Annotated in this window: 16 protein-coding genes; 6 read left to right on the top strand and 10 right to left on the bottom strand. The window is 42.5% G+C overall.

What is annotated here, in order from left to right; translation table 11 throughout:
- Positions 1-493: 493 nt before the first annotated feature.
- From B7360_RS19160 to dusA, 7 genes are all read right to left on the bottom strand, one after another.
- The gene (locus tag B7360_RS19160) at positions 494-1,273 is read right to left on the bottom strand and encodes a phosphoadenylyl-sulfate reductase (RefSeq protein ID WP_053807694.1); all 780 of its coding nucleotides are present in this window, start codon (positions 1,271-1,273) and stop codon (positions 494-496) included.
- Entirely contained in the window at positions 1,266-3,002 is a 1,737-nt protein-coding gene (cysI, locus tag B7360_RS19155; RefSeq protein WP_085344375.1) for an assimilatory sulfite reductase (NADPH) hemoprotein subunit, read from the bottom strand. Before cysI ends, B7360_RS19160 begins: the two co-directional genes overlap by 8 nt.
- Positions 3,002-4,873, bottom strand: a complete 1,872-nt coding sequence (locus B7360_RS19150) for an assimilatory sulfite reductase (NADPH) flavoprotein subunit (protein ID WP_085344374.1) — start codon at positions 4,871-4,873, stop codon at positions 3,002-3,004. The genes cysI and B7360_RS19150 overlap by 1 nt, the downstream gene beginning before the upstream one ends.
- A gap of 117 nt (positions 4,874-4,990) precedes the next feature.
- The gene (locus B7360_RS19145) at positions 4,991-5,221 is read right to left on the bottom strand and encodes a hypothetical protein (protein ID WP_005455817.1); all 231 of its coding nucleotides are present in this window, start codon (positions 5,219-5,221) and stop codon (positions 4,991-4,993) included.
- Positions 5,222-5,377: 156 nt separating this feature from the next.
- Entirely contained in the window at positions 5,378-6,037 is a 660-nt protein-coding gene (locus B7360_RS19140; RefSeq protein ID WP_005398096.1) for a TIGR04219 family outer membrane beta-barrel protein, read from the bottom strand.
- Positions 6,038-6,135: 98 nt separating this feature from the next.
- Entirely contained in the window at positions 6,136-6,351 is a 216-nt protein-coding gene (gene pspG, locus B7360_RS19135) for an envelope stress response protein PspG (protein ID WP_005398086.1), read from the bottom strand.
- A 163-nt stretch (positions 6,352-6,514) separates the two neighbouring features.
- Entirely contained in the window at positions 6,515-7,498 is a 984-nt protein-coding gene (gene dusA / locus B7360_RS19130) for a tRNA dihydrouridine(20/20a) synthase DusA (RefSeq protein WP_085344373.1), read from the bottom strand.
- A gap of 254 nt (positions 7,499-7,752) precedes the next feature.
- Here dusA and B7360_RS19125 point away from each other — a divergent pair, with 254 nt between their 5' ends.
- From B7360_RS19125 to B7360_RS19105, 6 genes are all read left to right on the top strand, one after another.
- Complete coding sequence (locus B7360_RS19125; protein WP_060467057.1) at positions 7,753-8,826, top strand: site-specific integrase; 1,074 nt, start codon at positions 7,753-7,755, stop codon at positions 8,824-8,826.
- Positions 8,827-9,107: 281 nt separating this feature from the next.
- Positions 9,108-10,208, top strand: coding sequence for a tyrosine-type recombinase/integrase (locus B7360_RS19120; RefSeq protein ID WP_085344372.1), 1,101 nt, complete (start codon positions 9,108-9,110; stop codon positions 10,206-10,208).
- 48 nt (positions 10,209-10,256) lie between these two features.
- A complete protein-coding gene (locus tag B7360_RS19115; protein ID WP_085344371.1) occupies positions 10,257-10,538 on the top strand; it encodes a hypothetical protein in 282 nt (93 codons plus the stop codon).
- Between the two features lie 127 nt (positions 10,539-10,665).
- Positions 10,666-10,893, top strand: coding sequence for a hypothetical protein (locus B7360_RS19110; RefSeq protein ID WP_085344370.1), 228 nt, complete (start codon positions 10,666-10,668; stop codon positions 10,891-10,893).
- Between the two features lie 68 nt (positions 10,894-10,961).
- On the top strand, positions 10,962-11,099 hold the full coding sequence (locus tag B7360_RS25045; RefSeq protein ID WP_021823223.1) for a hypothetical protein: 138 nt from the start codon (positions 10,962-10,964) through the stop codon (positions 11,097-11,099).
- A 262-nt stretch (positions 11,100-11,361) separates the two neighbouring features.
- On the top strand, positions 11,362-12,069 hold the full coding sequence (locus B7360_RS19105; protein WP_085344369.1) for a hypothetical protein: 708 nt from the start codon (positions 11,362-11,364) through the stop codon (positions 12,067-12,069).
- A gap of 276 nt (positions 12,070-12,345) precedes the next feature.
- On the opposite strand, the gene B7360_RS19100 is transcribed toward B7360_RS19105, so the two are convergent.
- Genes B7360_RS19100 through B7360_RS19090 form a run of 3 tightly spaced genes read right to left on the bottom strand, consistent with a single transcriptional unit; the run spans position 12,346 to position 18,140 of the window.
- Entirely contained in the window at positions 12,346-15,279 is a 2,934-nt protein-coding gene (locus B7360_RS19100; protein ID WP_085344368.1) for a type I restriction endonuclease subunit R, read from the bottom strand.
- A 36-nt stretch (positions 15,280-15,315) separates the two neighbouring features.
- On the bottom strand, positions 15,316-16,584 hold the full coding sequence (locus B7360_RS19095) for a restriction endonuclease subunit S (RefSeq protein WP_085344367.1): 1,269 nt from the start codon (positions 16,582-16,584) through the stop codon (positions 15,316-15,318).
- Positions 16,585-16,595: 11 nt separating this feature from the next.
- Positions 16,596-18,140 carry a type I restriction-modification system subunit M gene (locus tag B7360_RS19090; RefSeq protein WP_085344366.1) on the bottom strand — a complete coding sequence of 515 codons (1,545 nt, stop codon included), beginning with the start codon at positions 18,138-18,140 and terminating at the stop codon, positions 16,596-16,598.
- Between the last annotated feature and the right edge of the window lie 580 nt (positions 18,141-18,720).

Below are 18,720 nucleotides of genomic sequence, written 5' to 3'. Positions count from 1 at the left end.
CTAATTTGAAACCGCTCTTTATTAAGAGAAATTTCTAATTGGATTATCATCAACGAGTGCCCACACAGATTGATAGGTCTATATTGTTAAAGAGCAATTCTTCTTTGTGATTGACATCACTTCGGAAGAGGCGGCCATTCTAGCGAGATAATTTATTGTGTCAAACACTTTCTTCAAATTATTTCGTTTTTCTTTTCAGCCTTATCAACTTCGCTTAAACCCTTGTGAGGCCTTGCCCTGTCGACGAGGAGGCATTATAGAGATCGCGCTCACATTGGCAAGTGTTATTTTTCAAAAATTGCAAAAATAATGGTTAAACGATGAGTTTTCGATCAAACCTTTATTTATTCAACTTTACCCCAAACCCTCACACAACTTATCCACAGAGTTGTTCTTTGAGACGTGTTTTTCAAGTACCATAAATAAAGAAAGCTGCTTTATTGCAGCTATCTTTATTAAACTTAACCTAAACTCTATTTAAAGAGCATTATGGCTATATGCCAGACCCATCTTGTTCAGAGCCATCATCTTCGTGTAGGCCACATTCTCGCTTTAAGCCAAAGAATCGAGTTTCTTCCTCTGACATTCCCGGCTCCCATTTACGAGTGGTATGTGTATCACCAACTGAAAGGTAACCTTCATCCCACAATGGATGGTATTTAAGGCCGTGTTGTTCTAAGTAGTAATGGACGTCTTTATTAGTCCAGTCAATTACTGGCAAAAACTTAAACACACCGTTCTGAATTGATAGTATCGGTAAACCTGCTCGTGATTTACTTTGCTCTCGACGCAGTCCAGAAAACCACGTACCAACATTAAGCTCTTTTAACGCTCGACGCATCGGCTCAACTTTATTGAGCTTGTTGTATTTTTCAATTCCCTCTACGCCCTGCTCCCATAATTTTCCATATCGAGCTTCTTGCCAATTCGCACTTTCTTTGGCTCGATAAACTTTTAAATTTAGGTTGAGAGCATCTGTCAGCTCATCGATAAATCGGTACGTCTCAGCAAATAGGTAACCGGTATCGGTTAGAATGATGGGGATGTCCGCTTTGGCACGAGTAACTAAATGAAGCATAACCGCGGCTTGAATACCAAAACTAGAAGAAACCGCGAACTCGCCTTCTAGATTATCTAAAGCCCACGCTACTCTCTCTTGTGCTGAAAGCTTTTCGAGCTCGACATTAATTTGAGCAAGACGGAGGATTTGCTCCGTCTTTGTTAATGTCAATAACTCTGTGAGCTCCAGCTTGGATGCTACAGAATCAAGCATGAAAGTCCCTCTTTGATACGAGCACTTCTTGGATAATGCCAGCACGAATAGTGAAATCGCCGAAGGCTTCGCCTTCTTCACGCTCTTTCGACCATCGAGCCACCAGCAGATCAATCTCTTCTAATATTTGCTTATCCGTGATGTTCTCTTTGTACATTTTTGGTACTCGAGTACCAGCACGGTTACCACCTAAATGTAGGTTGTAACGACCTGGCGCTTTACCAACTAAACCAATTTCAGCCAACATGGCACGACCACAACCGTTTGGACACCCAGTTACACGCAAAATGATGTTGTCATTTTCTGGTAGGTTGTGCTTTTCCAAAATCCCCTCCACATCAGTAACAAACTGAGGAAGGAAACGCTCTGCCTCTGCCATCGCTAGCGGACACGTTGGAAAGGCAACACACGCCATTGAGTTTTTGCGCTGCTCACTGATATTGTCATCCATCAAGCCATGTTCACGAGCGATCTTTTCGATCTTCGCTTTTTCGCTTTTAGGTACCCCCGCAACAATTAAGTTCTGGTTGGCAGTCATACGGAAATCGCCTTTATGGATTTTGGCAATTTCAGCAACACCCGTTTTAAGTGGTTTACCTGGGAAGTCCAGCAGACGACCATTTTCGATGAAAAGTGCTAAGTGATGTTTACCATCAATTCCTTCTACCCAACCAATACGGTCACCACGTTCCGTGAACTCATATGGACGACTTTGCTCAAACTTAACACCAGCACGTTTCTCGACTTCCGCTTTAAAGACATCGCTACCTACACGATCCAATGTGTATTTGGTTTTTGCGTTCTTACGGTTTGAACGGTTACCCCAGTCGCGCTGAGTTGTGACAACCGCAGCCGCCACATCAAGTGTTTTTTCTAGTGGGATGAAACCGAAATCGTCCGCACGGCGTGGGTAGGTTGACGTATCGCCATGCGTCATCGCTAAGCCTCCGCCGACCAGGACGTTAAAACCAACCAGCTTGCCGTTATCTGCAATCGCTACGAAGTTGAGATCGTTAGCGTGTACATCTACGTCATTTTGCGGTGGGATAACCACTGTGGTTTTAAACTTACGCGGTAAATAGTTTTTACCCAGAATAGGTTCATCTTCTTCAGTGCTTTCTACTTTCTCACCGTCCAGCCAAATCTCAGCGTAAGCACGTGTTTTTGGAAGCAGGTGTTCACTGATCTTCTTCGCCCATTCATAAGCTTCTTGATGAAGTTCTGATTCGACCGGGTTAGTGGTACACAACACGTTTCGGTTTACATCACCCGCGGTTGCAATCGAATCAATGCCAATACTGTTGAGCGTTTGATGCATCAACTTAATATTCGGTTTCAATACTCCATGAAACTGGAACGTTTGGCGCGTCGTTAGACGAATACTTCCATATAAAGAGTGCTCCGTTGCGAACTTGTCGATCGCTAACCATTGCGTTGGCGTGATGATGCCTCCAGGCATGCGAGCACGAAGCATCACGTTATGCAATGGCTCTAGCTTTTGCTTTGTGCGTTCATTACGGATATCACGATCGTCTTGCTGATACATACCGTGGAAACGAATTAACTGGAAGTTGTCGGCAGTAAAGCCACCAGTAATACGGTCCTGTAAATCTTGCTCAATGGTGCCACGTAATAAGTTACTTTCTCGCTTCAGGCGCTCGTTATCAGATAGCGGCCCTAGCTCTTCGCCTAATACAATCTGCTTGTTATTTTCAGTAGAAAAAGTCATTAGTACACATCCCTCTGATAACGTTTCGCTTTACGTAGGTCATTAATAAATTGTTCTGCATCGTCACGCGGCATCTTGCCTTCTTGTTCAGCAACGATAACCAGTGCGTCGTGCACATCTTTTGCCATACGCGTTGCATCACCGCAGACATAGATATAAGCGCCTTCTTGGATCCACTGCCACACTTGAGCTGCGTTTTCTAAGATGCGATGTTGTACGTAAACTTTTTCTACTTGGTCACGACTAAAGGCAACATCCAATCGGCTTAGTACTCCTGACTTGAGGTACTTTTGCCATTCCACTTGGTACAAGAAGTCTTGAGTGAACGTGCGATCACCAAAGAACAACCAGTTTTTGCCTTCAGCATCGCGGTTTTCACGCTCCTGAATAAAGCTACGGAATGGTGCGATCCCTGTGCCCGGACCCACCATGATAATTGGGGTACTATCATCTTCCGGCAGTTTGAAGTTGTTGTTATGCTCAACAAATACTTTAACTTCATCTCCCTCTTCGAGACGCTGTGCTAAGAAACTAGACGCACCACCATATCGTTTTTCGTCGTTTTGTTCGTACTCAACCAAAGCAACCGTTAGGTGTACTTCTTCATCGACCTCTTCTTGGCTTGATGCAATAGAGTAAAGGCGTGGAGTAAGACGACGGAGCAAACCAATCAATTCATCTGCGGTTAACTTGGTTTTCTTCTCTGCCAATACATCAACAATTTGAGTATTTGCAGAGTACTCGCGAAGTTTATCTTTATCGTCAACCAGCTTTTGTAGCTTCTTGCTACCGGATAACTCGGCAAACTTTGTAATGAGCTGTGGGTTAGATGTTGTGATTTCATATTTACTCACGAGAGCACTATGAATTGACAAGCTTTCGCCATCAACATCAACGGTTTCAACCCCAGACAAACCGACCTTACCAAGAATGGCATTAGCAAGTTCTGAACTATTTTCAAACCACACACCTAGCGCATCACCAGGCTGATACGTTAACCCCGAACCTTCCAAGTCGATTTCTATATGACGAACGTCTTTTCCAGAGTCACGGCCCGTAATTTTTTGACTGGTCAGTAACGTCGCTGTGTATGGGTTTTGTTTATTGTAAGGAGAGTGCGCAGTCGCCGCCTGACCCACTGGAAGTTGAACCACATCCGCTTCAGTGCCAGAAGAAAGCGTATCTTTTACCTTACCTAACGCATTCTTACGCCATTCAGCTGCTGGTGCTTCATAATCCACATCGCAATCAAGACGATCGATAAATGGGGTCGCGCCTAACTTTGATAGGTAAGCGTCGAAGTCTTTACCGGTTTGGCAGAAGAATTCGTAGCTCGAGTCACCCAGAGCAATAACGCCATATTGAAGGTTTGACAGCTTAGGAGCTTTCTTAGATTGCAAAAACTCGTGTAGCTCTATAGCGTTATCTGGTGCTTCGCCTTCGCCGTTCGTCGATGCCACAATAATGACATGCGTTTCTTTGGCTAAGTTTTTACCTTTGTAATCACTTGCATCAAAAAGTTCGACAGCAATTCCTTCTGCTTTTGCTTCCTGTTCTAGAGCTTCAGCAACGCCTTTAGCGTTGCCAGTTTGGGAAGCAAAAATAATACTCAACTTACCTGCAGGCTTCGCTGATACGGCTGCCGTCGCTTGTGCAATTGGCGTTACCGCTGTATTTGGTTGATTTTGAGCTAATCCCCAAAAATACCCACTGACCCAAGCAAGTTGCTGTGAAGACAACTCAGAGACAGTTTGTTGGAGTGAGCTAATTTGTTGGTCATTCAGAGGGCTTGCGATTGGAGGATTTCCTCCTTGCCCATTATTATCTTCAGACACATTCTTGTGAGAATACTCATTCTTTTGAAAAGACATTATCACGACATCCCTATTCATTGCGTGATGATAGAGTACCCACTCTCCTTAATAACAAGAAAGAATAGAAGTGAATGTTTTATAACTTTTTGGAAGTAAGAACGGCTTACTTTTTGCTCATCGATCTTCAATGCGGACTTGTTGAAAGCCTACTGCCATTGCCGATTTTGACGCTGCATCCAAATCTTCATAAAGACATTCTTCACCATGACTGTCCGTCAGAAAAACAAAACCACCGCGCGCATGTCTGAACTCCACAACCCAGCCACCCTCTTGGATTGCAGGTTCAATAATCGCTTCGACAAGCTGGTTTTCACGGAATAGATGTCTTAGTTCGTTTATTGTCATCGCTATCCCTGCTTTAACTTTCACATTGCTCCTAGGTAAGCATGGTCTAAGTCAGCAAAATAGGCAGAAAATTCGATTGAATATAATGAAGTGATATAAAAAAACGCCGCTTATAAAGCGACGTTTTAAAAAATCGAGTATCTAATCTGGCTGCATTTAGAATGCGTATTCTGCACTCACAAAAAAGCCGTTAGCAAAAATAAACTCTTTCCCTAGATCCGACATGAATTTCTCGGACTCCAAATCAATCACGCGGTAACCACCACGAAAAGCCAGTTGAGCTTTTTCGAGCGGTACATGGTATTGAACACCTGCCATGAAATCAGTACTTTTGATACCTTTGTTGTCACCAAAGTTTATCTCACCAATCACATCAAAATTTGTGTCCGGAACTTGAATCTCTGCGTAACCGTACCAAGCCCAAATCAGCTCATCAAACTCTTCTATACGCTTGTTTGAGCCAGCATCAATGTATTTAGTGTCACTTAAATTACTGAATGTAACACCCGCATCAAAATGCAATAAATCATGCTCCAGAATTTGGTAGTACATGGTGAAATCAAGCTTATTGAACCCCATATAATCAGCATCAATGCTCGAGTAACGAAGACGCGCATTAGGAACGTATTTCACATCATGCTCAATCGCCGCGTAAAATGCGCCTGTTGTGCTGCTATCTCGTCTTACTTCATTTACTTTAGTGTCAGCAGCCCAGATCTCTGCGCCGACTTTCGTCGATACAGAATATTCTGCAAAAACAGGAAAAGATACTGCCAACGATAATGCTGTTAAAGCGATGGTCGCTTTATTTGTCATGTAGTGTGTACTCCGAGATAGCTGATGTTCACGTTGAAGACGTGAGAGGAAATATACCATACTCTCACGTCTCTCTATCAACTAAATCATGTCACTCGTTATTTATAGCGGGGCTGGGCAACGTAATTCTTGAAGAACCAAACACCCAATGCAATCACGATTAACCATGGCAATAGTTTGAGTACCGCTCCGACCATTCCCAGTAAAAACATCACAACTAACGCGATACCGGTTGCTGCGAATACGGTCATCATTGTGATACCGGTAACCAATAGGGTCGCCGCAAAGACTAAAATAAAGATTAGCTCCAACATAATCACTTCTCCATTTGTTTTTAATAAACAGAGCAGTTTCCATACCAACTTACCAAGATGACGATAACACAATGATTTTTATTCAAAAATAAAGCCAGAGGCATTTCTGCACTCTGGCTTACTTGTTCTTTAGTTGGTAATTTTAGCCAACCACTGGTTAATTTTACACATTCAATTCTTTTGGAATCTTCGCTAACGCGTCTTGCAGCACTTCTAAACCAGAACCCGGCTTGTGCGCATTTTCACTGATATGACGACGCCATTGACGAGCACCTGGCATGCTTTGGAATAAACCTAACATATGACGGGTAATATGACCAAGGTACGCACCTTTCGCTAATTGCGCTTCAATGTATGGGTACATTTCTTCAACAATTTCGCTGCGTTTCTTCACTGGAGCATTAGAGCCAAATAACTCTTGATCTACCGATGCCAGTAGATATGGGCTTTGGTAAGCCTCACGACCAATCATCACACCGTCAAGATGCTGAAGATGTACTTTTGCTTCTTCTAATGATTTCACGCCACCGTTAATCGCAATGGTTAAGTGAGAAAAATCTTGCTTCAATTGGTAAGCTCGTGGGTAATCCAATGGTGGGATCTCACGGTTTTCTTTCGGACTAAGACCACTTAACCAAGCTTTACGCGCGTGGATAGTGAACTGCTCACAGCCCCCCTTTTCTGAGACAATAGAAACAAAATCCGTTAGGAACTCGTAAGAATCATGATCATCAATACCAATACGAGTCTTGACTGTCACAGGAATATCAACCACGTCCTTCATTGCAGCGACACAATCCGAAACCAACTGTGGTTCCGCCATTAGGCAAGCACCAAAGCGACCGTTTTGTACACGGTCAGACGGGCAACCCACATTGAGGTTAACCTCATCGTAGCCACGCTCTTGAGCCAGTTTGGCACACTTTGCCAAGTCTTCTGGGTTTGAACCACCCAACTGAAGGGCCAACGGATGCTCTTCTTCGTTGTAAGCCAGGAAATCTCCTTTTCCATGAATGATCGCACCTGTCGTCACCATTTCAGTGTACAGCAGGGTTTCTTTGGTCATTAAGCGATGGAAGTAGCGACAATGACGATCGGTCCAGTCGAGCATAGGAGCAACGCTGAGACGAGAAGATGGAAAGTTCATAATTAAAACCTTAAAAATCAACAATATAGAAATATGTCATATGTATTTTGCAATGACCTATTTCTGCATATTTTGTCCGGTTTTAACTTAAAAAGTCCCTAAAGGGATCAATTTGGGGACTTTTAGGGACACGAAAAGCAGAAATCTTCATGCGAATTTGGGTCGGGGATTATACAGCCAAGGTCACATTTCGCAAAATCTGTACCGCCACCATTGCAAGAGTCTTTGCCACAACCTGACCAAAGGAAATTAATGTGGCAACGATTAGTATTGAAAAAGTAGCAAGTAAACAGGGGACTCGATACAAAGCACGGGTGAGAGAAGCAAGAAACGGAAAACGTCTGTTCGAAAAATCTAAGACATTCGGCAAAAAGACAGACGCGAATAAGTGGGCAAAGCAGTTAGCTAAAGAGCTACGAGAAGATGGCATCCCCTCACTTGAATCTAGTTCAAAAGAAATTTTGATTGGCGATTTAATCACGCTCTACCTTGAAGATCCCATTACCTCACGAGATCTGGGACGCTCTAAATCCGCGGTGCTGAGAAGATTGCGCTCTTACGACATTGCGCTTGTTCCTGCACATCTGTTGACCGCAACACATTTGGTACAGCATTGCCGAGTAAGGTTAGCCGAACCAACCGCTCCAACACCACAGACGGTTTATCAGGACATCACTTACTTGCGCAGCGTAATCAACGTGGCTGGGCCAATGTTTGGCTACAACGCTAACGTACACGCACACAACGAAGCAATACCTACCTTAATTAAATATCGCCTCATTGGTCGCAGTGAGAAACGAGATCGACGCCCAACGTCAGTTGAATTGAACTTAGCAGAACAAGGGCTTAGAAAACGAGAAAGTCACCGCGCCTCATCCATACCACTGGTCGATATTTTCCACATGTCACTTTCTACTTGTATGCGCCTTGGAGAAATTACACGGATCAGATGGGAAGACTTTGATGAGAACGCAGGTACGGTAATAATTCGAGATCGTAAAGACCCTCGTAAAAAAAAGGGCAATCACTGCACTATCCCTCTATTCAGTGATGCCATTGAAATTATAAAACGTCAGCCAAAAATTGATTCGTGCATTTTTCCCTACAAATCAACTTCGATTGGTGCTGCTTGGCAGAGAATGTGTCATGAACAAGGTATTGATGACCTCCATTACCATGACTTACGAGCTGAAGGAGCGTGCAGGCTGTTTGAACGAGGACTCAACATTGTTGAAATATCACGTATTACAGGGCATCGCGACATCAACGTTTTGAATAATATTTACCTGCGCTTGAGTGTTGAGGATATTCACCAACGCATCAACTAACAAACGAGTGGCTCTGTCATGATTGAAGAGCCACACCCATTGTTACATATCGTTACATTTTCAAAGGCATGATTTGTTTTTTGACGAAAAGGAGCGGAATCATGGACTCAAAATTTCTAACTAATTGATAAATAGATCCCATCTAGAAAAACCAATAACCCCATGCACTAATATAAATAAAAGTATTTTACAATCAACAAGTTAAAACAAACCACCGTCGTATTTACAATCAAATCCAAACCATTACTATCGACTCAAACCAGTTAAAAAAGAGTCCAAAAATGGCAACAATTAGTATCGAGCCACAACATCTCAAATCCGGCATGTCTTACAAGGTCAGAGCAAGATCAGGCAAAAAAGACCCTATTAAATTTTCCATGTCTCGCACATTTAAAAAACAGTCACAAGCTGCGCGATTTGCCAAAAACATCTCAGCGCAATTTAAGGAGAAGGATTTTAGTTTTCTTCATTCAAGGCCTACTGTGCTTGCTGTTAGCGATGCCCTAACCCAATTTCAATCTTATGTATCAGCGGATGAAGAGATGGCCCCCAAATACAACAAAAATATCTCAACCGTCATTAAGCGTTTTATTAACTCTTCATTAGCAGATCTGCCAATCGATTTGATTACACCTAGGGATATCATTCACTCAATGAGAGAGATTCAGGAAACTTATCAACTTTCACCCTCAACCCTAGGCTTCTATCTAAGCGCACTATCCACGGCGTTTTATGATGCGAACACACTATTAGGATTCAACTTCAATACAGATGCACTGCGAGATGCGAGACCGACGTTAAAAAGGCATGGATTGATAAGCCGGAGTCGTCCTCGCAATCGTGTGTTATCACTAGAGGAATTGACTAAAATTACTGAATACTATGACAAAATGGAATTAAGGGGGCGTTCATCAATCCCGATGATAGACATCATGTGGTTTGCATTATATGTCTGCTTACGACAAGGTGAGATTTGTCAGAAGTTAAAATGGCAGGACTACAATGAAACGACACATATCCTGACTGTCGATAAGCGAAAAGATCCAACAGATAATAAAAACAAAATAACTAAAATCACGCTCAATGCTGCCACCATTGCCATCATCAAAAAGATGCCAAAAGGGAGGCCAACTGATCCGATTTTTCCATTCAATCCAAAATCAGTGAGCACGTCATGGACGAAAGCAATGAAAGCGCTCGGTATTGATGGCCTAAATTTTCGCGACCTACGAGCAACTGGCTCGTCTGAACTATACAAGCACGGCATGGATCTTTATGGCGTGTCCAAACTCGCAGGGCATAGCTCGGCTGAGATGCAACTCACACATTACCTGCGTAGTATCCCTGTTGTTTTGCCAGAAGATCACATCAAGCTCAATTAGAGATTAATGTTCGCTGTGTCATTGAATGTCAGGAAGTAAAGGTTAGCGATGAAACATATTGAAGATTTAATTTTTGAGGCGAGCCTCTGGACACTGAACTTCCATAATCAATATAAGATTGTTGGTAAGCCGCACCCTGATGCATTGATTTATCGTGGCTTTATTGATTATCACTTGGAGGGTAAACGTGTAAAACTGGTAGTTAATAAAGAGAGCTACGACTCTTTCTTGTGTAAAATGAAACACCATGAAAAAGCGGTTGATTTTGCTAAAAATTGTCTAACGATTATGACAAGGATGCATAAAAATAGCTCTAGCAGCCACCTTTGATCCACTTCAAGACAGTCTCCATACCAATAAAGCCATACAAAACAATATATTGCTGTTTATAATCTTGCATTAAAATACATTTAATTGCATAATCGCTCCATATAAACTTATGATTTTTTTATAAAAAATGAATGACAACACTAACAAAAAAATGCACCCAATCCCGAAACTTATTAATCTAATCTTGACGCTGATTGCTTTAGTTGGCTTTACATATGCTACCGCTGAATTCTTAGCCAGCAGTTGGTGCCAAAAAGCTTACGGTATTGGCGTTAGCGAACAATCTGACTGGAAAGTAAAAGCTTGCGCTAAGTACTATTGGGATATCGACTTAGAAAATCGAGACGGTTGGTAAATCAACTCTAAAAACCCGATTTCAAGCAACGTTCAAACTGCTTAAAAGAAAAATAAACGGAGATAGCCATGTCAGATGATTACATTTCAATAAAAGACCGAATGAAAAGCTTTGCGGTTGGTTTAGGCGTCATGATGGTCATTGCCTTCTTACTTCTGAAGGGCGGTGATTTGATCGGATACCTAGCAGAGTACTACGACTTGTAAGAAAAAGAAGAACAACGAGCCTCCATTAATATGGGGCTTTTTTATAGAGACGATTTCAACGGGCATGGTCATTAAATGATTGAATTTTCTTTCTTTACTATTTATAGTCCTGTACAGCTCTCTCAGGCTAATGGTGCGTTTGCTGTAAACTGAGATCATTTTTAAGTGCTCATTTAATATTGCTACGACTAGATGCTGGTCATTGGCAAACCAACAAAATCAAACGCGGTGTGTCAAAAATCCAGCATGATATCGAGGCAGTATGAACATTAATGCTTATTCTCAATTTTCAGAACTCACTCCAGTACAGTTACTTTCAGTCTTTAAAGATGAGTATAGAACCATCGATAAAGACAATCGCACGTTGTCTCTTAATCAAGGCTACCAAACCTTAGCAAAGCACGCACAGTGCAATAGCCTTGAATCGATGAAGAGTCAGTCGATTATTCTTATTAAAGTCAGCGAATTTATTAACGCATTGATCGCTTGTGGCTTACCTGTGTCAAAAACCACTAATACAGCAAGGTTTGAAAGGCTACTAAAATGCGATGTGCTTTGCCCGCCTTTGAGCGGAGGCCTTTGTGTCGCAATCACTAATGATGGTTTAGTCCTTGAAACACCTTATCTAAGTAATCCTACTCCGTACATTGCTGGCTCTGAGATTTGTCATTTGCAAATCGATATGGTTAATGGGGCTTGGCTTAGCAATGAGGAGTGGGTCAGTTTTGTGAGCAACTTAGAAGATAATTTGGATTTAGATGATGATATTCAGCAACAAGCTAGTGAATACTGGAGCGAAGTACATGCTGAAGAAAATGAACTAATCCTAGACCCCACTCCCGACTATGAAGAGATGGCGACTTGGTCTGAAGGTCGGTTTAGGCAGTTTGTTCTAAAACACTCTCTATATACACATGTAGATACTGTATACAACTTCTTCGACGAAGAACGCAAAAGGCAATTAGCTTAACCCTAGAAAAAGGCTTCGTCCCTTAAATAAACGAAGCCTTTCCTGCTATCCTAGATAAATACCCTAAGAAACATCTTGATAACGGGTACCTCGTTTACGATTACTTCACCCCACTCAACATATAGAAGATAACCCGCGCAAATTGTTTTGTTCTGGTCAGGCAATAACGTTTTAGATAAGGTAATTATTGCCTGTCCCCTCAACAATCCTTGTCATCTTTTCTGGTAGTTTTATTTTTGATTTAAAGCTGAAAATAAGAAAGCACTGCGACGATGGTTAGTGGAACCCTTCAACAAAAGTTTCTGCGAAGCGTTTTAACCGCTCGGCAATACGAGGAATAATAGTCCGGCGGGATCGGAACGTCATTTTCTCTGTGGTCAGCTTGGCAATATCATCCGATTTGAGGTCGTCGACTTTCAAGCCCTGCTCTATATCAAGAATAATTTCTTTAAACTTATTGCCATCAAGCTTTTCTTCCTCTGCGAGTTGACGCATTTCTTTTTGCTTCTGCTCTTCGATGTACTCATCAAATTCAGCACCTTGCACTAAGCCTTGCATGCTCTTCTCGATAAAACCTTCGATGAGAGAACGCTTACTGTACAGAGTTGGCTCAGTAGCTAGCAAGTTAGCGATGACTTGACGCTTTTTGTCTTTTGCTTCTTCACAAGACTCTTCAAGCATCGTCATCAGCAAATGACGAATGTAACCAACGTTGACTTCATCTCGTTGGAGCAGTTCAAGCTCAAAGTCGATGTCCGCTAGGATAGATTCTTTATCCGCAGGGCCTTTCTTTAGATCTCGGGCTAAATCGCTGTACTTAGAGGCGTAGTCGACGAACTCTTGCTCAGAAATGCCAAGCGTTTCAATGTCGAAGTCGCTGAATGTCTCTAGTTGGTTCTTTAAGCGCATCAAGATGCGGAACTGCTTGATAAAACCTGCTTGCATGTCTTCGTCAGGCAGGTCATCGACACTTTGCACATCAGGAGTAATTGCTTTCAACGCTTCAAGTGCTTTCGTGAAGTCCTCAGTCAAACCGTTAAGGTCTGGAACTTCTATATGCTCTGTAGGCTTCTTATTCGAAAATAGCGTAAACGCCTCGTCTGCTTGCGGTTTGAGGTTGCGGTAACACATAACGTTGCCATGCGACTTCACCGTGCCATTTAAGCGGTTAGTACGGGAAAACGCTTGTACTAAGCCGTGGTACTTAAGGTTTTTGTCGACATAGATGGTATTCAATCCGGGAGCATCAAAACCCGTAAGGAACATATTCACTACTAGAAGGATATCTACTTCGCCGTTCTTAGTGCGGTTAGAGAGATCTTTGTAGTAGTTGTAGAAGCTGTCGGTATCTTTGGTTGAATAGCTCGTGCCAAACTGCTGGTTATAGTCTTCGATGTAAGCATCGAGCTTATCACGGCTATGCACTTTGGCGTTTGCTTCAGCCAAGCCTTTGACATTAACCTCGCCTTCAAATTCTTCTTCCTCATTGACACCGTAGCTGAAGATGGTACCGATATTGAGCTTATGTTTGCCCTCTTCTTTGAGGGCTTTGAAAGTATCGTAGTAAGTGATGAGATCAGGCACGCTTGCCACACACAGCATAGCGTTAAACTTGCGTTTAGTCTTATGAGCGTGAATGCCAATGATGTGCTCACACACTTGTTTAATACGTTTAGGAGAGCTAAAGAACTCCGCGACATCGATACTGCTCACATCGACATCCATACCGTCATTTTTATGCTTCAGCTTGCCATAATACTCAATGGCAAATGGCAGCACGTTGTCATCTTTGATGGCATCAACAATCACATAGCTATGGAGACGTTCCCCAAACAAATCCTTTGTGGTTCGCTTCTGTGTTCCCTTTCCTTCCACTTTTTTAGCGGTCGCATTGTCGGCAAAGATAGGTGTGCCCGTAAAACCAAACAACTGCGCTTTCTCGAAGAAGTCGACTATGTTTTGGTGTGTTTCACCAAACTGGCTGCGGTGGCATTCATCAAAAATAAAGACCACACGTTCTTGGCGAAGGTGTTCAACCTGCCGTTTGAAGCGAGGCTTAGTGATCAGGTTATTAAGCTTTTGAATCGTAGTGATGGTGAGCTTGTTGATCCGATTGACTTTAGTACTGTAGATAGGCGCATACTCTGCGACTTGTGGCAGCTCTTCACTATCGTTGGCACTACTATCTTGGGAATTTAGGGCTTTTTTAGGTACAGGTCGTGAGCCGAGGAACTGATTCAGAAGACTTTTGGTGTCGCCTGTACTGTCGACACTGCCTCTTAAAAACGCATCAAATTCTTTGGCGGTTTGATAATCGAGGTCTTTACGGTCAACCACAAATACCACTCTGTCGACCTCTTCCAACGTAGAGAGGATCTGAGCCGTTTTGAAGCTAGTCAGCGTCTTGCCACTGCCTGTGGTGTGCCAAATGTAACCGTGATTATTGTTTGTTTTAACCTGATTAACGATCGCTTCTACCGCATAGAACTGGTACGGACGAAGCACCATCAAAAACTTTCCTGATTCGTTCTGTACGATGTAGCGGCTGAGCATCTTAGTCAGGTGTGGTTGATTTAGGAAAGCATCGGCAAACTGGGGCAGCGAGTTAATCTTGTTATTATCAACGTCCGTCCAGTGGAAGGTCTGCTTAAACGAAAGCTCACGGTTGTTAGAGAAGTATTTGGTGTTGACGCCATTAGAGATAACAAACAATTGTACGTAGTTGAATAGCCCGCCTTGAGCACTATAGGTGTGCTTGTCGTAACGTTTGATCTGGTTAAAGGCTTCCGCCAGCTCAATGCCTCGGCGTTTGAGTTCAATTTGAATCAGCGGTAAACCATTCACCAAGATAGTCACGTCATAACGGTTCTCGTACGTGCCTTGAATGGTGATCTGGTTGGTCACTTGGAAGCGGTTCTTACTGGCATCATCAAATAGCAGCGTCAGATAATCGGTCGTACCATCTTCACGAGTAACATCCACCTTGCCTTTCAAACGCTTGGATTTATCGAAGATGTTGCCCTTTTCAAGCTTGATGAGCACACTTTCAAACTCACGCTCGGTGAGCGTTATGCCATTGGCTTTCTCAAGTTGAGTCTTGAGGTTTGCTTTTAGCACATCAGCATTGCCAATATCGACAGGTTTGAAATCGGCAGCAACAAGCTGATCGATTAGCTCTTTTTCAAGTTGTGCTTCTGATTGTGTACTCATAATTCTTCTATTTATAAATCCAACTAACGGTTTTAACTACACGAACATCTGCTGTAATAAACCTTTCTTCCACTCTTTGGCTTTTTCAAGCTCTGAGTTGGCTAGATCGAGTTTTTGTTGTAGCAGAGTTAAACCTTCAGAAATTTTCTTCTGTTCATTAATCGAAGGAACAGAGACCGTTAATTTAAGGAACTCCTTTTTGCTCAACACTCGGTTACGTCCTGCTCCTCCGGGAGATATTAAGTCAAGGTCAAATCGAAAACGCTTTTGCTTAAACAGAGATTCAAAGAAACTACCAAGCAACCTATCTTCATTGAAAAGATAGGTTGGAAAGCGGTGAGACACATAACCACCATCATCTTCGTCTTTAACAATGGCAATTGCACCTTCCCATGCAAATGTGATATTTACTATTAAATCACCAGCTTTAACTACATATAGCTTATCCATAGCAACTTTATCTGGTTCACTGTCAGGCTTCTGAAATGTCCCTTTGCAATGACTTCTGACACCAATTGCCAAGTAGTTCTCTGAAGGTTTATCTACCTCTCGAAAAGTAGGTATTAATACGTCACCTAAAGATACCTCTTTCCAATCAGGAAACTCATTACCATCATCCGCTTTAAAGCGCAGTGTCGGCGGGATAAAAATTTTCTGCCCGTTTTTACTCTCCCACTTACCATTAAACAACTGCTGCATCACACCTTTTTTGTACTCGGTGAGCTTGTCCTTTTTCTCGGTGAGTAGTGCGACCTTTTCATCGACCTTTGATAAGAACGAGGCGATTTTTTGTTGCTCTGGAAAGGGCGGTAGATAAGCTTTAAGAGTCTTTAAGTCTGAGTTGTAAACATTGCTGATACTTGCGCCTCTTGCTAGCTGAGAGATTCTTTTCCTCAACTTTTCATTTATGTAATACGACACATAAATATGAGAGTAATCAATAGTTCCTTTAGGTCTGAGAACATTGATAGTTCGACCGATTGCAACCCCTTCTAGTGTTAATGCTGACGCAGAACCTATATCGAGAGGATCTTCTCCTGCTGAAGGGAGTAGTATTTCATTACCAACACTAAACGTTAACTCAGAGTGCTCTAAATTAGTTTTGTTAATTGTTTTAGTTATCACTTCACCATACATGTGATACAGCTCCCCGTAGCGGACGCAGGGAGTTGAGAACTCAGGTGATGATTCATTTTGTTTGATGTTCTTCCCAGAAGAAAACGAGAACATATCATCAAATTTATGCAGGCAATATGTATTACTATCGCTAAATTCAGAAAGGCGAAGTTTAGGTAATGAACTCATAATATCTCCTCTCAGAACGGCGCTTTAATATTTAGCTGCGAGCAAAAGTCAGCAAGATCAGCGTCCACTGAAAGCATTTTCGTTTCTAGATTCGCAAGGTCAGAAGCCACTGCATCCAAATCGACAGGCTCTTCTTCTTCAAATGTGTCCACGTAACGCGGAATATTGAGGTTGTAATCGTTATCTTCAATCTCGGTAAGCTTGGCAACGTGGGCAAATTTATCCACCGACTCTCGCTTACTGTAGGCTTTAATAATACGCTCAACGTCTTCATCACGAAGGTAGTTTTGCGCTTTGCCTTTTTCGAAGTGGTTAGAAGCATCGATAAACAACACATTGTCAGCGTGTTTTCTAGTCTTCTTGAACACTAAAATACAAGTCGGGATACCTGTACCGAAGAAAATACCCGCAGGTAAACCAATCACTGCATCTAGGTAGTTCTTTTTCTCGATAAGGTGCTTACGGATGTGACCTTCTGCCGCACCACGGAAAAGGATGCCGTGAGGAACAACCACCGCTAACGTGCCCGTTTCATTCAGTTGATGGATCATGTGCAGTACAAAAGCAAAGTCTGCTTTCGATTTAGGGGCAAGCTTGCCGTAATCCGCAAAGCGTTCACTATTTAGGTGAAGTTCGTTAGCACTCCAGTTCGCTGAAAACGGAGGGTTTGCTACTACCGCATCAAAACGTAGATCTAGGTGCATTGGGTGCTCTAGAGTGTCATCGTTTTTGATGTCGAACTTATCGTAACGCACACCGTGCATCAACATGTTCATACGCGCGAGGTTGTAAGTGCTTGGGTTTTGCTCCTGACCACAAAATTCTAAGTTATGGCTGCCAACTTCACGCGCAACACGCAGTAGCAATGAGCCAGAACCACAGGTCGGGTCGTATACCGATTTCACATTGCCATCAATGCTCACAAGCTTGGCTAGAATCTTACTGACCTGTTGTGGCGTATAGAACTCACCCGCCTTTTTGCCCGCACCAGAGGCAAATTGACCGATAAGGTATTCGTAGGCATCACCCAGCAAGTCAATCTCGGTGTTTTCTAGGTGGAAGTCGATGTTATCTAGGTGAACCAAAACCTGACTGATTAGCTTGTTGCGTGCGTCAGGGTTTTTACCTAACTTACTTGAGTTAAGGTCTAACTCTTCAAACAAACCGTTAAAGTCATCGGCACTATCCGCTGCTGTGGTGGATTGCTCAATATCCGCAAGAGTGCGATCAAGCTCATCGATAATAAACTCTTGTTTCTTACCACGCCCTGCTAGGCTAGAGAAAAGCTGCTTAGGCGCAATAAAGTAACCAAGGTTCTCGACACACTCTTCACGTAGATCATTGAGCAGCTCTTTATCATCAGCAGCACCAACAAAGGTAATGCCATCTTCAGCAAGAAGCTCATCACAGTAGCGGTTTAACTTGTCAGATAGGTACTTGTAAAAGATAAGCCCAAGAATGTAGTCACGAAAATCGTCCGCAGACATGTTGCCACGGAGTGTATTGGCAATGTTCCAAAGCTGGGTTTTTAATGCGCGTTGGTGTTGTTCAACCATGGTTTTGATAAGTCTCTAAAAATAGTGCGGCTATTCTAACAAAAAACACCGTGAAGTAAGCGTTATACCCCACGTATTGCGTATAATTTCTTGCTCAGAGAGTTACCAACACTCAACTCGCCTCAGTGAATGCAGCCAATAATCACCATACAACGCATTTTTAGCCCCATTTTCGCTATCAATCTACCGTTTTGCATGTTTACCGCCTAGGTTACTCATTGAGTGGGTGAAAATGAGGGCTTTCTGATGTTTGTGCTTTTTGCCATTTCAAAACCCAAGTTGCTACCTACATCGGTTGATGTTCCATTTTCGATTTTAAGTTCAAAACAAGCATTCACTCTCGCATGCACTAACATGAAAGAAAGTATTTTATAATCAACAAGTTACAGCAAATTAACTTTGACGTTTAAATTAAAATGAGTAATATAAAATTTAAGAACAGGCACACATCGGCAATAGCCGATAACCAATCTCAAAAACAATTAAATGAACCGTTAATAGAACGTAAGTTCAACATTAAAGCTTCGGTGGGAACACCTCCTGAAACCGAAAGTTTCAGTATGTACACTGGATCCTAATT

This window comes from Vibrio sp. ArtGut-C1 (assembly GCF_002105475.1).
Taxonomy (GTDB): Bacteria; Pseudomonadota; Gammaproteobacteria; order Enterobacterales; family Vibrionaceae; genus Vibrio; species Vibrio diabolicus.
Note: the sequence above shows the minus strand (reverse complement) of the source record. Positions and strands in the feature narration are given on the sequence as shown.

Excerpts from the sequence above, each read along its gene's own strand:
- B7360_RS19160 (WP_053807694.1), bottom strand. The coding sequence starts at position 1,273 with ATGCTTGATTCTGTAGCATCCAAGCTGGAGCTCACAGAGTTATTGACA.
- cysI (WP_085344375.1), bottom strand. The coding sequence starts at position 3,002 with ATGACTTTTTCTACTGAAAATAACAAGCAGATTGTATTAGGCGAAGAG.
- B7360_RS19150 (WP_085344374.1), bottom strand. The coding sequence starts at position 4,873 with ATGTCTTTTCAAAAGAATGAGTATTCTCACAAGAATGTGTCTGAAGAT.
- B7360_RS19145 (WP_005455817.1), bottom strand. The coding sequence starts at position 5,221 with ATGACAATAAACGAACTAAGACATCTATTCCGTGAAAACCAGCTTGTC.
- B7360_RS19140 (WP_005398096.1), bottom strand. The coding sequence starts at position 6,037 with ATGACAAATAAAGCGACCATCGCTTTAACAGCATTATCGTTGGCAGTA.
- pspG (WP_005398086.1), bottom strand. The coding sequence starts at position 6,351 with ATGTTGGAGCTAATCTTTATTTTAGTCTTTGCGGCGACCCTATTGGTT.
- dusA (WP_085344373.1), bottom strand. The coding sequence starts at position 7,498 with ATGAACTTTCCATCTTCTCGTCTCAGCGTTGCTCCTATGCTCGACTGG.
- B7360_RS19120 (WP_085344372.1), top strand. The coding sequence starts at position 9,108 with ATGGCAACAATTAGTATCGAGCCACAACATCTCAAATCCGGCATGTCT.
- B7360_RS19115 (WP_085344371.1), top strand. The coding sequence starts at position 10,257 with ATGAAACATATTGAAGATTTAATTTTTGAGGCGAGCCTCTGGACACTG.
- B7360_RS19110 (WP_085344370.1), top strand. The coding sequence starts at position 10,666 with ATGAATGACAACACTAACAAAAAAATGCACCCAATCCCGAAACTTATT.
- B7360_RS25045 (WP_021823223.1), top strand. The coding sequence starts at position 10,962 with ATGTCAGATGATTACATTTCAATAAAAGACCGAATGAAAAGCTTTGCG.
- B7360_RS19105 (WP_085344369.1), top strand. The coding sequence starts at position 11,362 with ATGAACATTAATGCTTATTCTCAATTTTCAGAACTCACTCCAGTACAG.
- B7360_RS19100 (WP_085344368.1), bottom strand. The coding sequence starts at position 15,279 with ATGAGTACACAATCAGAAGCACAACTTGAAAAAGAGCTAATCGATCAG.
- B7360_RS19095 (WP_085344367.1), bottom strand. The coding sequence starts at position 16,584 with ATGAGTTCATTACCTAAACTTCGCCTTTCTGAATTTAGCGATAGTAAT.
- B7360_RS19090 (WP_085344366.1), bottom strand. The coding sequence starts at position 18,140 with ATGGTTGAACAACACCAACGCGCATTAAAAACCCAGCTTTGGAACATT.